General features: G+C 63.9%; 18 protein-coding genes. 6 read left to right on the top strand and 12 right to left on the bottom strand.

What is annotated here, in order from left to right; translation table 11 throughout:
- Positions 1 to 73: 73 nt before the first annotated feature.
- Both QJT82_RS36025 and QJT82_RS36020 read right to left on the bottom strand, forming a co-directional pair.
- Positions 74 to 277, bottom strand: a complete 204-nt coding sequence (locus QJT82_RS36025) for a GDCCVxC domain-containing (seleno)protein (protein WP_080686684.1) — start codon at positions 275 to 277, stop codon at positions 74 to 76.
- A gap of 194 nt (positions 278 to 471) precedes the next feature.
- A complete protein-coding gene (locus QJT82_RS36020) occupies positions 472 to 1,206 on the bottom strand; it encodes an outer membrane beta-barrel protein (RefSeq protein WP_028339651.1) in 735 nt (244 codons plus the stop codon).
- Positions 1,207 to 1,430: 224 nt separating this feature from the next.
- Between QJT82_RS36020 and QJT82_RS36015 the strand changes: the two genes are divergently transcribed.
- Positions 1,431 to 1,796: a DUF3551 domain-containing protein gene (locus QJT82_RS36015; protein WP_245288676.1), complete on the top strand. Its 366-nt coding sequence runs from the start codon at positions 1,431 to 1,433 to the stop codon at positions 1,794 to 1,796.
- A gap of 119 nt (positions 1,797 to 1,915) precedes the next feature.
- The gene (locus tag QJT82_RS36010; RefSeq protein WP_028339649.1) at positions 1,916 to 2,185 is read left to right on the top strand and encodes a DUF3551 domain-containing protein; all 270 of its coding nucleotides are present in this window, start codon (positions 1,916 to 1,918) and stop codon (positions 2,183 to 2,185) included.
- A 109-nt stretch (positions 2,186 to 2,294) separates the two neighbouring features.
- On the opposite strand, the gene QJT82_RS36005 is transcribed toward QJT82_RS36010, so the two are convergent.
- The 10 genes from QJT82_RS36005 to QJT82_RS35960 all read right to left on the bottom strand — a co-directional run bounded on the left by QJT82_RS36005 (position 2,295) and on the right by QJT82_RS35960 (position 13,125).
- The gene (locus tag QJT82_RS36005) at positions 2,295 to 2,993 is read right to left on the bottom strand and encodes an ABC transporter ATP-binding protein (protein ID WP_028339648.1); all 699 of its coding nucleotides are present in this window, start codon (positions 2,991 to 2,993) and stop codon (positions 2,295 to 2,297) included.
- Between the two features lie 9 nt (positions 2,994 to 3,002).
- The gene (locus QJT82_RS36000) at positions 3,003 to 4,283 is read right to left on the bottom strand and encodes a lipoprotein-releasing ABC transporter permease subunit (protein WP_028339647.1); all 1,281 of its coding nucleotides are present in this window, start codon (positions 4,281 to 4,283) and stop codon (positions 3,003 to 3,005) included.
- Positions 4,284 to 4,355: 72 nt separating this feature from the next.
- Complete coding sequence (proS, locus tag QJT82_RS35995) at positions 4,356 to 5,675, bottom strand: proline--tRNA ligase (RefSeq protein WP_028339646.1); 1,320 nt, start codon at positions 5,673 to 5,675, stop codon at positions 4,356 to 4,358.
- Positions 5,676 to 5,839: 164 nt separating this feature from the next.
- On the bottom strand, positions 5,840 to 7,399 hold the full coding sequence (locus QJT82_RS35990; protein ID WP_264641817.1) for a copper resistance protein CopC/CopD: 1,560 nt from the start codon (positions 7,397 to 7,399) through the stop codon (positions 5,840 to 5,842).
- A 3-nt stretch (positions 7,400 to 7,402) separates the two neighbouring features.
- Entirely contained in the window at positions 7,403 to 7,930 is a 528-nt protein-coding gene (locus tag QJT82_RS35985; RefSeq protein ID WP_028339644.1) for a YcnI family protein, read from the bottom strand.
- 7 nt (positions 7,931 to 7,937) lie between these two features.
- A complete protein-coding gene (locus QJT82_RS35980) occupies positions 7,938 to 8,465 on the bottom strand; it encodes a copper chaperone PCu(A)C (protein ID WP_028339643.1) in 528 nt (175 codons plus the stop codon).
- Between the two features lie 35 nt (positions 8,466 to 8,500).
- Entirely contained in the window at positions 8,501 to 8,998 is a 498-nt protein-coding gene (locus QJT82_RS35975; protein WP_028339642.1) for a TlpA disulfide reductase family protein, read from the bottom strand.
- Positions 8,995 to 10,221, bottom strand: coding sequence for a sialidase family protein (locus QJT82_RS35970; RefSeq protein ID WP_028339641.1), 1,227 nt, complete (start codon positions 10,219 to 10,221; stop codon positions 8,995 to 8,997). Before QJT82_RS35970 ends, QJT82_RS35975 begins: the two co-directional genes overlap by 4 nt.
- Positions 10,222 to 10,232: 11 nt before the next feature.
- Positions 10,233 to 12,641 (bottom strand): TonB-dependent receptor, encoded by a 2,409-nt coding sequence (locus QJT82_RS35965; RefSeq protein ID WP_028339640.1) that lies wholly within the window; start codon positions 12,639 to 12,641, stop codon positions 10,233 to 10,235.
- Positions 12,642 to 12,723: 82 nt separating this feature from the next.
- A complete protein-coding gene (locus QJT82_RS35960; protein ID WP_259266154.1) occupies positions 12,724 to 13,125 on the bottom strand; it encodes a DUF2946 domain-containing protein in 402 nt (133 codons plus the stop codon).
- Positions 13,126 to 13,552: 427 nt separating this feature from the next.
- Between QJT82_RS35960 and QJT82_RS35955 the strand changes: the two genes are divergently transcribed.
- The 4 genes from QJT82_RS35955 (at position 13,553) to QJT82_RS35940 (ending at position 17,753) form a co-directional block, all read left to right on the top strand.
- Positions 13,553 to 13,978 (top strand): globin, encoded by a 426-nt coding sequence (locus tag QJT82_RS35955; RefSeq protein ID WP_028339638.1) that lies wholly within the window; start codon positions 13,553 to 13,555, stop codon positions 13,976 to 13,978.
- A gap of 88 nt (positions 13,979 to 14,066) precedes the next feature.
- Positions 14,067 to 15,104 (top strand): sugar ABC transporter substrate-binding protein, encoded by a 1,038-nt coding sequence (locus QJT82_RS35950; protein ID WP_016848453.1) that lies wholly within the window; start codon positions 14,067 to 14,069, stop codon positions 15,102 to 15,104.
- A gap of 9 nt (positions 15,105 to 15,113) precedes the next feature.
- A complete protein-coding gene (locus tag QJT82_RS35945; RefSeq protein WP_028339636.1) occupies positions 15,114 to 16,616 on the top strand; it encodes a sugar ABC transporter ATP-binding protein in 1,503 nt (500 codons plus the stop codon).
- A gap of 102 nt (positions 16,617 to 16,718) precedes the next feature.
- Entirely contained in the window at positions 16,719 to 17,753 is a 1,035-nt protein-coding gene (locus QJT82_RS35940; protein WP_028339635.1) for an ABC transporter permease, read from the top strand.
- Positions 17,754 to 17,944: the final 191 nt, after the last annotated feature.

Raw genomic sequence — 17,944 nt, 5'->3', positions numbered from 1 at the left:
GTTAATTCCCGACCGGCTGATGCCTCGCCGCCAACTGATCCGGATGGCGAGCTGGTCGGGAGGTTCCGGGGAGCTAGTTACCGCAGCAATTCCCCGCCTGCTTGGGCGGGCACGGGATTGTTCCGTATGAGCAAAACACGCAGCAATCTCCTGCTTTCGGTTTCAGGCGAGTGCCGCACCCCTTGCAGTCGTAGAAGAACCGGCAGGCATCGGTCGGCATCGTCTCGATGGAGACATGGCCGCAGGATGGGCACGTCAGTTCGGAGATAAGCTGCACGTTCGTCATGCCCCGAATATGCGGTGCTGACCGTTCGGTTGGAAAGCCCCGCCCAATCAAACCTGACCCGAATCCCGGAGCGGACGAGCAAAGCCCACCCCCCTGCTACTGGCCGACGAGCTGCGCCGCCAAGCCAACAAAAAACCCCGGGCCGAAGCCCGGGGTTTTCGATGCCGCTTGAATTAAGCGAGCGATCAGTACTTCGCGATGACCGGACCACCGAACTTGTAGTTCAGACGGCCGAGGACCATGTCGGTGTCGCCACCGGTGTGGAAGCCAGCCACTGCAACACCAGCCGGGGTGACGAAGGTCGCGCCGTGGGTGTCTTCGAAGATGTGGTTGTATTCGACGCCGAGCGACCAGCCCTGCGAGAAGGCGAATTCGAGGCCAACGCCGACCGTCGGGCTCCAACGGGTGTCGAAGCCGGTTTCGGACGCCAGACCGCCGCCGGGAGCCAGGAACTGGTAGTTGCGATCGGTGACCGCAGCACCGCCCTTGGCGTACAGCAGGACGTTGTTCCAGGCGTAGCCGATCTGACCGGTGAACAGGCCGAACGCATCGGTCTTCGAGCGAACGATGCCGCCCGGGACGACCAGGTTGCCGGTGCTGCCGGAGAAGTCAGCCCAGTTGCCCTGAGCTTCCAGACCGAACACCCAGCCGCCGGCCTGCCAGCGGTAGCCGATCTGGCCACCGACGGTGCCGCCGTTGGCGTCGTAGCTTCCGACGCCGCCGAAGCCGTCGACCGAACGGTTGTCGTGGCTCTGGCCCCAACCGCCGTTGATACCGATGTAGAAGCCAGTCCAATCATAAACAGCGGCAACCATGGGCGGCGGAGCCTTGGTGTAAGGGCGAGCCGCGAGGTCAGCCGCGGAAGCAGCAGTCGCGCTGAGCGCGATCATGCTGGCGGTGACAAGCAAAATCTTTTTCATTTTCCCGTTCCAACTTTTTCTACAGGCCCCCAAGGCCGCGAGACACCGTCATAGCAGCCCCCGGCGGAATTGCTGTAACTTCGCGGCAACAGGCAGGGCCAAACGACTTCGCTCAAATTTGAAGTTAATACTGTATTACGGGCACTTCCTGGGACTTTTGCCACATAATTGCCGCACAATCTTCACAATTCAGGTCCGCCTGCGCAGCTGCGCGCAAGATCGTGTTGACCGAAACCGGCTTGTCCGATTTGGATCGTCGCCAAGGTCGAATCTTCGCAGCAAAAGGAATGCACATGCGGACGATGATTCTTGCTGCTGCAGCGTCGGTGGCCGCACTCGCAACGCTGGGGAGTGCGCCCGCGCATGCCGTCGGCGTGCGTTACCCGTTCTGCATTCAGGGCGACCGCTATCCCGGCCTGAGCAACTGCTCCTATCCGTCGTATGAGGCGTGCCTGGCCACTGCTTCGGGCATCGGGCAGAACTGCGTCGCCAACCCCTATTATGCCGGCGACAACGACCCGCGCTCCTATCTTCACGTGTCCCCGCGGGACCGCCGTGAGGGCAATTTCTTCGACCTGTTCATCCACTGACGCCCGATCCGGCAAACACCGGCGCGGGAATGTGAGTTGATCCAGCGCTGCGCGCGGGTGCCTATTCGCGCGCGCTCGGTATGAGCGTTGCCGACGCCTGACCGACGAGGAGATTTCTGATGCGCAGTCTGATTCTGGCACTGTTGCCGGCATTCCTGGCCTTGGCGGCGCCGGCACCTGCCAGCGCCCAGAAATACGATTCGACCTCGCCGGTCTGCAAGACCAACTACCGATGGGGCGGTGAGGATACCGACTGCGGCTACACGTCGATCGCGCAGTGCCAGGCCTCGGCGTCCGGCCTGGCGGCGATCTGCATCAATAACCCCTACTATGCCGGACCGCCGATCGACCGTCGGCCGAGGCAGCCCGGCAGACGCCCCGCCTATTGAGGATCAAGCGCTTTCCGAGCCGCGTGAAGCAGGGCGAAAAAGGCTACGGATTCCAGCTCTTAGCGCGCATTCTTCATGCGAACAATTACCCGGTTCGCGCGATGACGCACTATTCGAGCTCGACAACCTGTCCGTTCGACAGCGACACCCGGCGATCCATTCGCGCGGCGAGATCCAGATTGTGGGTCGCGATCAGCATCGCGACCCGGGTCGCCTTCACGAGTTGCATCAGCGCGTTGAAGACGTGGTCGGCGGTGCCGGGATCGAGATTGCCCGTCGGCTCGTCCGCGAACAGCACCCGGGGCGCGTTGGCGACCGCGCGCGCGATTGCGACACGCTGCTGCTCGCCGCCCGAGAGTTCGGCCGGACGATGGGTGATGCGGTCGCCGAGCCCGAGATAGGAGAGAATCTCGGTCGACCGTTTCACGGTTTCGGAGCGTTTGAGGCCACGAATCATCTGCGGCAGCATCACGTTCTCGAGCGCCGAGAACTCCGGCAGCAGCCGGTGCGATTGATAGACGAAGCCGATATCGGAACGGCGAATCTGGGTGCGGTCGACATCGGACATCTGCGAGGTCGGCGTGCCCGCGACATAGACTTCCCCGTCATCAGGGGTCTCCAGCAGGCCCGCGATGTGCAGCAATGTCGACTTGCCGGATCCCGACGGCGCCACCAGCGCCACCGATTGACCGGGCCACAGCGCGAGCTTGGCGCCGTTCAGGACCGTCAGGGTCGCTTCACCCTGCCGATATTCCCGCTTGATGTCATGAAGATAGACGACCGGTGTGTCTTCCGCCCCCTCCGCCATGTGCGCTCCTTATTCGTACCGGAGCGCGTCGACCGGATCGAGGCGCGCGGCGCGCCACGACGGGTAGAGCGTCGCAAGGAAGGACAGCGTCAGCGCCATGATCACGACGGCGAGCGTCTCGCCAAAATCGATTTCAGCAGGCAGCTTCGACAGGAAATACAGCGTGGGATCGAACAGTTCCGTATTGGTGAGCCACGACAGGAATTGCCTGATGGTTTCGATATTGAAACAGATCAGCAAGCCGACCAGCAGACCGACCAGCGTGCCGACGACGCCGATCGATGCGCCGGTGATCAGGAATATCCGCATGATCGAACCCTGCGAGGCGCCCATGGTACGCAGGATCGCGATGTCCTGGCCCTTGTCCTTCACCAGCATGATCAATCCCGAGACGATGTTGAGCGCCGCGACCAGCACGATCATGGTCAGGATCAGGAACATCACATTGCGTTCGACCTGAAGCGCGTTGAAGAAGGTCGAATTGCGCTGCCGCCAGTCGACCAGGAAGACCGGCCGGCCGGCCGCCTCGGTCACCAGCTTGCGATAGGTCTCGATCTTGTCCGGATTGGTGGTGAACACCTCGATCGAGGACACGTCGTTGTTGCGGTTGAAATAGGCCTGCGCCTCGGTCAGCGGCATGAACACGAAGGTCGAATCATATTCCGACATGCCGATCTCGAACACCGCAGTGATCTTGTAGGGCTTGATGCGCGGTGTGGTGCCCATCGGCGTCACCGCGCCCTTCGGCGAAACCAGCGTGATCATGTCGCCGGCATGCAGCGACAGCTGGTCGGCGAGGCGGCGACCAATCGCGACGCCCTGCCCCTCATCAAAGCCCTCGAGCGAGCCTTGTTTGATGTTCTTGGCGATCGAGGTGAGGTTGTTGAGATCGTCGGCGCGGATGCCGCGGATGAAGACACCGGCGGCGTTGAACGGCGAAGATCCGAGCCCCTGCCCGTCGACGACGGGCGCGGCGAGGCGGATGCCCTGCACCTGGCTGATGCGGTCGGCGACATCCTTCCAGTCGGTCAGCGGCGATTCCAGCGGCTGCACCAGAATATGTCCGTTGAGGCCGAGGATCTTGTCCAGCAATTCCTTGCGGAAGCCGTTCATGACCGCCATCACCACGATCAGCGTGGCGACGCCGAGCATGATGCCGAGGAACGAAAAGCCGGCGATGACCGAAATGAACCCTTCCTTGCGGCGCGCGCGCAAATAGCGTCCGGACAGCAGCCATTCGAATGGCGCAAAGGGCGGGGTACGGACTGGCTCGCTCATGGTCTCATCCATCTGTCGATAATCCCATGATTCGGGCCAAATGTGGCCGGATTACCCCGCCGATCAGCGCGGCGTGAATAAACTTTAACCCGCGAGCTTCGCGACCACGTCGGCGGGGCTCATGTTGTCGCGTGAGCCGTCGCTGCGACGCTTCACTTCGACCTTGCCGTCCGCAAGCCCCTTGGGCCCGACGAGAATCTGCCACGGGATGCCGATCAGATCGGCCGCGGCGAACTTGGCGCCGGCACGCTGGTCGGTGTCGTCGTAGAGCACGTCGACGCCCTTCGCCGAGAGTTCGCGATAGAGCTGCTCGCAGGCGCCATCGACCGCGGCATCGCCCTGCTTGAGATTGAGGATCGCGGCGCGGAACGGCGCGACGGCCTCGGGCCATTTGATGCCGGCGTCATCGTGACACGCTTCGATGATCGCGCCGACCAGACGCGACACGCCGACCCCGTAGGAGCCGCCATGGATCGGCACGTCGACGCCGTCGGGACCGGCCACCATCGCCTTCATGGTGTCGGAATATTTGGTGCCGAAATAGAATATCTGGCCGACCTCGATGCCGCGCGTCTTCAGCCGCTTTGCCTCAGGCACTTCCTGTTCGAAGCGCGCAGCCTCGTGGACGTCCTCGGTCGCGGCGTAGACCGAAGTCCACTGCTTGATGATCGGCGTCAGATCACCGTCATAATCGACGTCCTTGCCCGGCACCGGCAGGTCCAGCACATCGCGGTTGATGTAGACGCCGGACTCGCCGGTCTCCGCGAGCACGATGAATTCGTGGCTGAGGTCGCCGCCGATCGGGCCGGTCTCGGCCCGCATCGGGATCGCCTTGAGGCCCATCCGCGCAAAAGTGCGCAAATAGGCCACGAACATCTTGTTGTAGGAGCGCCGCGCGCCGGCCTCGTCGAGGTCGAACGAATACGCGTCCTTCATCAGGAACTCGCGGCCGCGCATCACGCCGAAGCGCGGACGCTGCTCGTCGCGGAATTTCCACTGGATGTGGTAGAGGTTGAGCGGCAGGTTCTTGTAGGACTTGATGTAGGAGCGGAAAATCTCCGTGATCATTTCCTCGTTGGTCGGCCCGTACAACAGCTCGCGCTTGTGACGATCGAGGATGCGCAGCATCTCCGGGCCATAGGCGTCGTAGCGGCCGCTTTCGCGCCAGAGATCGGCGAGCTGCAGCGTCGGCATCAGGAGCTCGAGCGCGCCGGCGCGGTCCTGTTCCTCGCGAACGATCTGCTCGATCTTCTTCAGCACCCGGAAGCCGAGCGGCAGCCAGGCATAAATGCCGGCCGCCTCCTGCCGCATCATGCCCGCGCGCAGCATCAGCCGATGCGAGACGATCTCCGCCTCTTTCGGGTTTTCTTTCAGGATGGGCAGGAAAAACCGCGACAATCGCATGGCGTTACTCGGGAATCAGGAAAGCGTGGGAAGAGCTGCAGTGAAACCGGATCGGCTGTGAAAACACAAGGCCGCCAAATAAGAAAAACCCTTCAAATCAGGCGATTTTCGGCCATTTGAACGAATTGCGTCCCATCGAAGCGCCGAGCGCGCTGACCGCGGCTTTACCTCACCTCGAAATCGTCTTCCAGCGTCACTTTCTTGAAATCGGTCACCAGGGCGTCGATCTGCATGTGCCAGCGGCCCGGGACCGGCAGCGGCACCTTGCGCACGTGCCAATAGCCGTCGGCACCGCGCGCGGCGGCGCGTTCCATCGGTTCGATGCCGCGCTCGGGCAGGCTCAGCGTCAGCGTCGCCTCCTTGGCCGCAAACGGGCTGGCATCGCCGCTCATCAGCTGCAGCACGAAGTCGTTCGGCCCGACCTTGCCTGGCGCGATCAGGACCTGGAACATCGCGGCATCAGTGTGGATGTGGACCGCGAGCGGAACATCGGCCGACATCGCCAGCACGCGCGGCGGCGGCGTGAAGCGCCAGAGTGCGACGAGGCCGAGAATGGCGATCATCAGCACGAATTCGAGCGCAATCGAGCGCTGCAGCGGTCGTGTCCGATGAAACTCGCGCGCGATGGCCGGCGTGAATACCAACCGGTTCAGCGCAGCGAGCCCGAGCAGCAGCACCACCAGCACCAGTTTCGCAACGAGGATGTTGCCGTACCCGGTGTCGATCAGCGCGTGGAAACTTTCGAGCTGGACGATCGCGAGCGCCAGACCCGACAAGGCGATCAACGCGACAACCGGCACGGCAAGCGTCGAAAAATGCCGCAGCACCCGCAGCAGCGAATCCTTGCGCTGCCAGGCGAGTACCGCGAGCGGCGCCAGCGCGCCCATCCAGAACGCCAGGCCCACGCCATGGATGAACAGCGCGGTTCGCGTCAGCCATTGCGGCGAGGCGGTGGCGGCGTGGCCGCTGACCGCAAACGACAGCCCGACACAGATCATTGCGATCGCAGTGGTGAAAGCTGCACCGAACGACGGGCTGCGCCAGGCGATCGCCGCGATCAGCATCGCGGCGATCGCGAGCAGCAGCTCGGGAAACAGGCTGGTGCCGGCGGCGCTGGCCCATGCCGCCCACGTCACGATGCCCCAGAGCGGCAGGTTCAACAGGTCGACGCCCTGCAATCCAAGCGACGCGATCGCGCCGACAAGGCCGATCTTCAGCGACCACATGATCAGCGGTTCGCCGGCCGAGCCCTGCCCGATCCAGGCCGCAAAGAACACGCCGCCGACGCCGGCAAACAGCCCCAGATAGAGCCCGAGCCGCGCCAGCCAGATCAACACATCGAGCACGCCGTCGCTTGACGGCGCCGCCGAGCCGGTGACGACGCCGATCGAAAACAGCAGCGAGCCCGCGACCGGATGGCCATCCTGCGACACCACGCGATAGCTGACCACCTGCGTGCCCTTCGGCAGGCCCGCCGGCAGTGTCACCATCACCGACTGGTCGACGGCGCGGATCGCGACGTCGCGCGGCTTGCCCGCAGCGTCGAGCAGGCTGACCGCCGTTGGCGCCACCGCTTCGTTGAAGCGGAGCACCACCATCTTGGGTGCTTCAGCCACCACACTACCGTCGGCCGGTTCAGCGCCGATCAGGACGGCATGCGCATGGGCTGAGGTCGCAAGACACAGCGCCACGAGCAGCGCTGCGAAGTTTGCGACCAGCCGCATCGCTTACGACTTCGGCAGCAGCTTGACGCCGGGAGCCGGTGTCTTGCTGCCATGGTCGTGCCCGCCGCCCTGCCCGTCGGCCGGGATATCGATCCAGCGGCTGACGCCCTGCTCGCACTCCTGCACGACCGGAAAGTACAACGTGGTGTTGGGCTTCAAGGTATCGGTGAGAAACGTCTGCATCACGAACTCGTCGTAGTTCTGGTCCGAAAGCTTGCCACCGCTCCAGGCGACTTCCCTGACGCCCTCGGAAAGCTTGGCGCCGTGATAGTCGTATTGGGCGGCGTATTTGCCGGTGACCGTATCGAGAGTCCAACCCGCCTTCGGCATCGGCTTTACTCCGATCACGCCCTCCGGAATCTGCACCCGGATCTTGATCGTCGCCGAGCCCGCGCAGCCATGCGGCACGGCGAACACCGCCTTGTAGTACGATCCGACCGCCGCCTGCTTTCCTTCGAGCGTGATATGCGCGATCGCCGGCTGCGCTGCGAGCAGCGCCGCCGTGGCAATGAGGAGCGTCTGTGATCGCATGGCTCCCTCACATCTTCTTCATGTCCATGTGACCGGAATGCTCGCCATGGCCGGAACGATCGCCGCCGCCCGGCGCCTGCGCGCCGACGGCCTGCACGTCAAGCGAGACCGAGACCTTGCCGGCCTTTTCGAATTCGAGCGTGACCGGTACCTTGTCGCCCTGCTTCAGCGGGTTCTTCAGGTCGAACATCATCAGATGATAGCCGCCCGGCGCGAGCTTCACGGTCTTGCCGGGCTCGATGGAGAGGCCCTTGTCGAGCGCTCGCATCTTCATCACGCCATTGTCCATCGACATCTCGTGGACTTCGATCTTGCCGGCAACATCGCCGGAGCCTGACACCAGCCGGTCGGGCGTCGTTCCCTTGTTCTCGATCGTCAGGTAGCCGCCGCCGATCTTGGCGCCGTTCGGCGTTGCGCGCGTCCAGGCCTGCGTGATCACGAGGTCGCCGGCCTTGACGTCCTCGGCGCGTGCGGACGTCGACACGAGTGCAGCGGTCAGCGCTGCGAGGGCAAGGATGCGGGGGAGCGTCTTCATGGTGACGGATTTCCTTTCAAGTTGAAATTCAAGTGTCATCGAGCAGCTGCCGACTGGGCGCTGGACCATTTGTCCAGATCGGCAATTTCGGCCGATCCTTCGATCGTCGTGATCGTTCCATCCCGCGCAATCAGCATGGTTCGCGGGATATCGCCTTGCCAGGCCGGATCGATCTCAAATCTCAACCGCTCGGCAAAGCCGTCGTCGAAGATCCAGTTTTCGGCCGCGCCGAGGCCGGCGCGATCCAGCATCGATCGCGTCGCCTCCGGTAGGTTGGGAACCAGATCCGCGCTGATCGTGACGACATCGATTCCGGGATGATCCTTCATGAACTTGCCAAGCTGCGGCAGCTCGACCTTGCATGGTCCGCAGGTCACTCCCCAGAAGTGCACCAGGGTCGGATGACCGGCATGCGCATGCAGCAGCTTTTGCCAGCTGCCGCGTTCGAACGGCTTTGGCGCCCCCTCTCCCGCCGCCAATGCGGTCGGCAGCGTTGCGAACAGGATCAGCGCAGCGAGCAGATGACGCTTCATGGTTCGCCCTCGATCGCTTGAAAATGGTAGCCGTCGGCCTTCGTCATCCACGACAGATAGGTCTGCCGGCTGTCCGAGACGAGCAGCGGATGGTCGGAACTGTCGGCGGTGTCCGAAATCACCGTTGGCTTCGACCATGTCGCTCCATCGTCGTGCGATGTCATGAGGTCGACTGTCGTCTTCTGCCCGTCGAATTCCTTCCAGGCCATGACAAGCCCCTGCGGCCCCGCGATAATCTGCGGCCGGGATGGGCTGCGGTTCGGCTGACCGACCGGAAGCGGATCGGAGAAGGTTTTGCCGCCATCGCGCGAGCGCGCATAGAACAATCCCTTGCGCGCCTTGCCGTTGGTGTACCACGTCACATGGTAGGTTCCTTCGGGCGATATGGTCAGGCTCGGACCGTGATGCGGACAGGCCGCGATCTGCCAGTCGTCACGGCTCACCCGATGTATCTCGCCGGGCGTGGCCAGGTCGGAGAACGTCACGATCGCATGGTCGCGCACGCCGCCCTCGAAGATGTTCCGGAATACGACCACCGGATGGCCCGCGCCGTCGAACGCCAAAGCGAGGCGGCAGCATTCGCAGGTGTTGTCGGCGACGAGCCGCGCGTCGGAATAAGTTGCTCCGCCATCTCCTGATGACGCGAAAAACAATCCGGCGCCGTCATATTTCTGGCCGCGCTGCTGCGCCGGCACGCGGTTGCGCTTGTCGAGCCACGCGGCAAACACCGCCCCCACAGGATCGAAACCGATCGCCTCGAACCGTTGGCTCTCATTGCTCGCGGTGATCGGCTTCGGCGCATCGAAGCTGCGGCCGCCATCGGTCGATCGCGTGGTCAGCACCTGACCGTTGAAATTCTGATCGCGGAAGATCGAGAAGGCCACAGCGATGTTGCCCTTGGCATCGATCGCAAGCTTCGGCCGCGCATCCGGTCCCCAATCGAGATTGAGCCGCTCCCGGGTGACCTGCACCGGTGTGGAAAAGCTCTTGCCTTGGTCTTTTGAGCTCGCGACGGAGATCTGGCCGCCGGCCATCCACACCAGCCACAATGTCCCATCCCGCCCAAAGGCGGGCGTGACCTTGGTCGCGCAGCGCAGGGCCGTCTCTTCGCAGGCAGCTTCAGAGGCGTGCTGATGGCTCATCTGTGCGACGGCAAGGCTCGGCAGGGCCGCGAGCACGAGCGATGCAAGCAGCGTCAGGGCGACCGGTTTGCGATAGGTCATCGATGCGCTCCTCATTTGAACGCAATCTTCATGCCCGCCACGAAGGCGCGCGGCGATCCGGCATAGATCGAGTTGGTCGAGTTCGCCAGTACGCTCGCGGGATTTTGAATGCCGGCCGCGGTCACCGAATTTGAGATGTTGTTCGCCGACGCCACGTAGGTCCGGTCGAAGACGTTCCTCACCTCGATGTACAGGTTCAGCGCCTTGAAGTAATCGGAGACGAGATCAGTCTTGTAGTGCAGGTTGAGGTTGACCAGCTCATAGCCCGGCGCCTTCAAGAGGTTGGCGTTGTCCATGTAGAAGCTGTCCTTCCACTGGACTTCGACGAACCCGCCAAGTCCCTGCAACGGACCCGACAACTGGTCGTAGCCTAGCCGCGCCGTGAGCTCGTTGGGTGAGATGCCGGGGATCTTGTTGCCGGCGCGATTGAAGCTGAACACCGCGCCGTTCGTGATGTTCTCGACGTATTCGGTGTAGACCTCGTCGAGATAGGTGTAGGCCGCCGAGAACCGCCAGCCCGGCAGGAATTTCCAGTCGGCGGCCAGTTCGACGCCGCGATGCTCCGATCGCGGCGCGTTGAACGTGTAGGAGATGCCCGCAAGCGGCGTGGCCTGGGAAACGAGCTCGTCCTTGAAGAACTCGTAGAAGCCGGTGACGCTGAGCTTGAGCGCGTTGTTCGGTGTCCAGTCGGCGCCGACGTCGTAGCCGAGATTCTTCTGCGTCCGCAGCTGGGTGTTATTGCCCGAGGCGCCGCTCGGCAGGACGAACAAATTGCCGACCTGCGGCGTGCCATATCCGGTTGCGACGCGCCCGCGGAATTGCCACTCGCTATTCAACCGGTAGAGCAATGCGAGCTCGGGCGCGGTATTCTGGAATTGCCGGTCCGCCGTCGTGATCGCCGTGGTGGTGGTTCCGGCCGCGCCGGCGTAGCTATAGGCGGTGTTCCGCCCCGTCAGACTGGTGGCCTCCCAGCCGATGCCGGCAACGGCCGTCAGCGCAGATGTGAGCTTCAGCTCCTCCCGCGCACGAACACCGTAATTCGTCGTCGTGCTGAGCAAATTGCTGGACAGGCTTCCGAGCGTCGCATTTCCGCCCGGCATCACATTGCGCGTATCGCTCGAAGCCGTGAGCGTATTGTAGAAGCCGCCGAAATAGGTCATCGAATCCAGCCCGAAGATTTCGCCCCGTCTGACGACATCGCTCATGTAGTTGTAGGACGGGAAGTCGCCTATCGCGCTCGTCGATCCCGTCGGTTGATTGATATTGCGGTCGTCGAACACGAACTGGTTGCGCCAGGTGGTCTGGTTGTCGAAGTCGTGCTCCCACCGGCCGCCGACGATGGTACGTCGGTCGTCGCGCCCGAGGCCGGCCTGAACCGCGGTCTCCCTGTCGGTCCCGGCCGCCGCATTGAATCCGTTGTTGAACAACGTCACGGTGGCGCATCCCGGCGCGGCCGTCGCGCCGGTCGTGCAACCCTGCTGGAACGGGTTCTGGTAGAACTGGTTCAGCGAAGAGCGGATCGGCAGGCGCGTCGTCAGGTCGTTATTGATCAGCTTCACCGTGAAGCGATCGTCCGGCGTGACCTGCAGCGTACCGAGGAAATTGACGGTCTGGGTGTTGAACCAGCTATTGCCGATGTAGCCGTCGCCGCGCGCGTCGCTCGCGAACAGCGAGCCCTCGAAATTGCCGACCTTCTTGCCCGCGGCGAGATAGTTGTTGAGGTAACCGAAGCTGCCGCCGTCGACGCCATACTCGACGCCGTCGATCGTGCCGCCCGGTCGGGTCCGGAAATTCAGCGCCCCACCGGTCGCGTAGTTGCCGTAGAGCGCCGATGACGGCCCGCGGACCACGTCGATCGCGCCATAGGCATGCGGATCGATCAGGTCGCTGCGCGACAGGCCGTCCGGCTGGGTCACCGGGAAACCGTCGTCGAAGATGACGAGGTTGCGGATGCCGAAGCCGTTCCGCGCATTCGACCCGCGGATCGAGATGCCGAAATCACGCGGGCCGTTGCCCTGCTTGATCGAGATGCCCGGACTGTCCCGCAGCACATCGGCGACGGAGAACGCCGGTCGGTTGTCGAACTGGCTGCGGTCGATGGTCGTCTGCGTCTGGCCTGTGGGCGCCCGGTTCAAACCGTCGCGGATCGCGGCTAGCGTCTCCCCCGGCGTCGCGCCGGCCGCCGGGGCCGCCGTCACGGCCGGCCCTGCCGCCGGCTTCGGTGGCCGCCGGACGGACGCCGCACGAACGCGCGGCTTCTGCGCCGCCGGTTTGGCGCGCACCGCCGTCCGGGGCGCCTCGACGGTGACGGAGGGTAGCTCTGTGCTGGGCGCCTGGGCTTCGGCAGCGGACGGCAATGCGCAAAGCGTCGCGCCTAGCGCGAGCACGCTTGCCGCTTCCAGCGGATGATAGCGAAACATGGATGAATCCTGACACCGGCGCTCCGGCCGGCTTGCTCAAGGGCACTTGCTGGCGCGGGACGCACCGGCAGCGACAAGGTCGTCAGGAAAACAGCGGCGGCGCGCGGGCTTGCGCCGAGAGGCCGGCGCGCGAACGATCGAGCTCGGAGGCGAAATCAAGCCAGGCGATGCGGCTCGGCAGGCGTTCGACGGCCTGGGCCGCAACTTGCGGGCTATCAACCGGCGCACCTGTCTGCAGCACGCTGCAGGCCGAGCAGCAGCCGTCATGGGCGTCGTGACTGGTCTGGTCACCCTGCCCGGCTCCGGAGCCGGCATCGCCGTGGCAGATGGTGGCGGCCGCGAGCGGATCGGACGCGGCAAGGCTCGCCGCCCAGCAGGCCCCGATCGGCGCAAGAATCTGCACCAGCAGGGCAACCAGGACGATGGGCAGAAAATTCTTCAGCCGCCGGCGCATCGCAAAACCATCCGGGACGGAACTAACCACCATGAGCGCCGGAAGTCGAGATCGCCGACGCGTCCGGTTTCTTCCAGCCGACGGAAATAGCCGAGCGCGGCACTTGCGTCACGGCGGCTCCGAAATCAGTCGTATCCCCTTACCCTGCCACGTGTTTTACATCTCCTGTCACAACCGCCAGTGGCGCCATCCCAATCATTTCGCAAATTGCTCGAAAATTGAACAATCGTTGCCGAAAATGATGACAAGGCTGGAAAGATAGTCTACCAATTCGGGCTCAGGCCAGCCGCGAGGTGTGTCCTGGTGGTCCAAGTCTCGGGAGGAGCCCGACGCGCACAAGCAGCGTCACCCCATCAATCAAGATCAAATCGAATTTTTGGGGCAAATAGGGTCGACACAATTTTTGGAGCAGGGCTTTCAGCCCTGCTCTTTTTTTATGTGATGATCGCAATCCGCTATGACTCCATCATCGAATCCGATCGAACGCAGCTTTGAACTCGCAGCCGCGGCTTGCGATGATCTGACGCCATTCGTGTATCGCCGCCTGTTTCGCGAACATCCCGAGACGCAGGCGATGTTTCGCACCGAAGGCAGCGAGCCTGTGAAAGGCTCGATGCTGCAGCTGACGATCGAAGCCCTCCTCGATTTCGCCGGCGAGCGCCGCGGACATTTTCGCCTGATCGAATCGGAAGTGTTCTCGCACGACGCCTACGGCACGCCGCGCGAACTGTTCGTGGCGTTCTTCGCCGTGATTGCCGACAGCTTGCGCGAAATTCTCGGCGAGCAGTGGACTGCGGAGATCGATGCTGCGTGGCACAAGCTGCTCGGCGACATCGAAGCCATCGTGCTGCAGCAGAAACATCTCGTGGACGGGAGGCCGTAGCGTCACCGTTCCGATTGTGACACACTTGTCTTATCCGCGGCGCGTGCAACTGACGCCGACGGTCAGAAAAACGAAGAGGGAGCAAGCAATGCCAGGGACCGACAAGGGGATGGACAAGGCGTCGACGACGCGGCGCGACCTTCTGCAAATGGCGGCGGCAGGTGGAGCTGCGGCCGGCCTGTTCGGCGGAATGGGCATGACGACGTCCGCGCTCGCCGCCGAAATGGGACGCTCGGAAAAGCCGCTGAAGGCGGCATTCTCCAACGCCGGACTGCAGGCAACATGGTGCGCACAGGGCAAGCAGGCCGCCGAGTTCTGGGGCAAGCTGTTCAACGTCGAGGTGACCTGGTTCGACGGCCAGCTCGATGCCGTCAAGCAGCGCGCCGCGATCGACAACATGGCGTCGCAGAAATGGGACTTCGTCGCCATCCAGGCGTTCGGTATCGGCACGCTGACCCAACCGGTGCAGAAGATGATCGACGCCGGCACTCCCGTAATCGACATGGATACGCTTATTGCTCCTCTCGATCAAATTAACGTCCACTCGTTCCTCGCGCCCGACAACGAGTTCATGGGCGCCTCGGTGACGCAGGCGCTGTGCAACGCGATCGGCGGCAAGGGCAAGGTCATCATGACCCAGGGCGCGCTCGGCCACACCGGCGCGCAGGGCCGCGCCAAGGGCTTCAACTCGGTCATCAAGCAGTTCCCGAACATCGAGGTGCTGGATACCCAGCCCGCCGACTGGGACGTCTCCAAGACCGCCCGGCTCTGGGAAACCTATCTGACGAAGTATTCGCAGATCGACGCCGCCTTCTTCCACAACGACGACATGGCGCTCGCCGCCTACAACATCATGAAGGCGCGCAACCGCACCAACATCCTGATCGGCGGCGTCGACGCCATGCCGCCGGCGATCCAGGCGGTCAGCGAAGGCCGCATGTTCGCGACCGTCCGCAATCCGTCCTGCCGCATCCATGGCGGCGCGATCGTCGCGGGTGTCGCCGCCGTGGTCGGCGGCGAGAAGAGCGGCCAGGGCATTCCGAAGAACGTCGTGACCGACGGTCCCGTCGTGACCAAGGCCAACGCCGCCGGCATGCAATGGATGGAGGATCACTTCCTGATCTGAGCGGGCCTCATGACGCAGGGACGCTCGGCGATCCTCGAATTGCACCAGATCACGAAGGCCTTCGGCGGCGTCGAAGCCCTTCGTGGGGTCGACTTCGCGCTGCACGCCGGCGAGATCCACGGTCTCGTCGGCGAGAACGGCGCCGGCAAGAGCACGCTGATGAAGATCATCGCCGGCGTGCACCCCGAGTTCTCCGGCCGCTTCATGCTGGACGGCAAGGAGACCCGCTTCCGCTCCACCCGCGACGCACACGCCGCCGGCATCGGCATGGTGCATCAGGAGCTCAGCGTCGCGCCTGATCTCACGGTCGCCGAGAACGTGTTCCTCGGCAACCAGCTCACCAACCGCCTCGGCTTCGTGCAGTGGCGGCGGATGGCGCGCGAGGCCGGCGAGCAGCTGGCACGGTTTGGCATCGACGTCGACCCGATGACGCGGCTCGGCGATTTGCCGATCGGCCTGCAGCAGCTGATCGAGATCGCCCGCGTGCTGTTTTCCGGCGCACGCATCATCATCCTGGACGAGCCGACCTCCGCCCTCTCCCCACCCGAGGTGGAACGCCTCTTTGCGACGCTCCACAAGCTGCGCGACCAAGGCACCAGCATCGTCTTCATCTCGCATTTCATCGAGGACATTTTGCGGGTCTCCGACGTGGTGACGGTGTTCCGCAACGGACGGAAGATCGCCGAGACGGCGTCCGCGGACACCACCAAGGGCGCGCTGATCGAGGCCATGATCGGCCGCGGCGGCGAGGCGCTGGAGCACAGCTACACCGACGACCTCATGCTCCCGCAACCGGGCGGCGGCGCGGCGGTGCTGAAGGTCGATCAGCTCTCGCTCCGCCGCAGCCTGCAGGACGTCACGTTCGAGGCCCGCTCCGGGGAAGTGCTCGGCATCTACGGCTTCATGGGCTGCGGGCAGTTGGAGCTGTCGCGCATCCTGTTCGGCAAGCTCCGGCCCGACGGCGGAACGCTGGTGGTCGACGGCGCCGCCAAGACCTTCCGCAGCACCGCAGCCGCCCGGCGGGCCGGCGTTGCGCTGGTACCTGAAAGCCGCCGCGCCATGCTGTTCCACCAGGAGCCCGTCTACAAGAACATCTCGATCAGCATCCTCGAGCGGATCTCGGCGCTGCTGCTCAAGCCGGTGCGCGAGCGCGCGATCGCCCAGCGCCAGGTCGAGCAATTGCAGATCCGGCCGCCAGTGGTCGGCCTCGATCTCGGCATGCTGTCCGGCGGCAATCAGCAGAAGGTGGCGCTGGCGAAATGGCTCGCCTATCCGCCGCGCGTCCTGGTGCTGTGCGAGCCGACCCGCGGCATGGATGTCGGCGCCAAGAACGACGTGATCAACATCGTGCGCGATCTCCGCGCCAGGGGACTGGCGATCATCGTGCTGTCGACCGAGCCGGAGACGGTGCTGTCGCTCGCAGACCGGATCCTGGTGCTGAAGCGCGGCGCGGTGGTGCGCGAATTCGCGGGCGAAGCGGTCAGCAAGGACCGGCTGCTGGAGGCCGCCTAGAGCATGATCCGGAAAATTGCGAAGCGGTTTTCCGATGAGATCATGCTCAAACAAACAGAGAAAGCGCGATGACCACCTCATCGCGCTTGATGGAGAGACATGATGGCAAGCAGTGACGGCGCGACGGCGCGAGCGGATCACCGGCGGTCGCGCGGGCTGGCGCCCTTCCTGCGCTCGCAGATGCGCAACATCGCGCCGTTCCTGACGCTGATCTTCCTCAGCGCCTTCTTCGCGATCGCGAGCCCGTCGTTTGCCACCATCGACAATGTCGGCAACATCCTCACGCAAGTCTCGGTCACCGGCATCATCGCCGTCGGCCTCACCTTCGTGATCCTGTGCGCCGAGATCGACCTGTCGATCGCCAGCATCGCCAACGTCACCGGCATTGCCGTGGCGTACTTCACGCTGCAGGAATCCTACGTCAACATCGCCAATGTCCCGATGCCGGGCATCGTCGCGATCCTGCTGGCGTTGGCGCTGTGCGCACTGCTCGGCCTCGTCAACGCGCTGGGGCTGACCATGATCGGCATCCCCTCCTTCATCATGACGCTGGCCATGATGCAGATTGCGGCCGGCGTCTCGGCGCTGCTGGTGCGCGGCCAGATCGCCTACAAGGTGCCGGACCTGATCACGACGCTGGGCTCCGGATCGATCGGCGGCATCCCCTGGATCGTGATCGTCGCCGCGGTGATGCTGCTCGGCGGCCATCTGGTGCTGACCTATACGCGGTTCGGCCGCTACGTCTACATGGTCGGCGGCAACCGCGAGGCCGCCGAATTCGCCGGGCTGAACGTCAAGCTCATCCTCGGCAGCGTGATGGTGATCTCGGCGGTCTGCTCCGGGATCGGCGGCATGCTCGGCGTCGCCCATTTCGGCAGCGCCCAGCAGAACGAATTCGATACCTATCTCTTGGATTCGATCGCGGCCGTGGTGGTCGGCGGCACCAGCCTGTTCGGCGGCCGCGGCGGCATCGGCAACACCATCGTCGGCCTGTTCGTGCTCGGCGTGCTCAACAACGGCCTCGACCACATCAATATCGACAGCTTCCTCAAGATCCTGATCCGCGGGTTGATCCTGCTCGCGGCGCTGATCATCAACGTCTACGCGCAGCGGCTGCGGGAGCAAGCGGCGGAGTGACATGTTAGGTCCGTCATCCTGAGGTGCGAGCCTTGCGGCGCAATTGCGCCGCTGGGCGAGCCTCGAAGGATGGATCGGCCGGAGTGGGGCCGTGCATCCTTCGAGGCTCGCAAGGGCTCGCACCTCAGAGCTTGTGACCCTATGAGTTGCGAGCGCGGCATTTGCCCTGGTAAGGCGATGGCGCGATCGGA

Origin of the sequence: Bradyrhizobium sp. Mp19 (assembly GCF_029952935.1) — a bacterium.
In the GTDB taxonomy this organism is placed as follows: Bacteria; Pseudomonadota; Alphaproteobacteria; order Rhizobiales; family Xanthobacteraceae; genus Bradyrhizobium; species Bradyrhizobium elkanii.
This window is presented reverse-complemented; position numbering and strand designations above follow the sequence as displayed.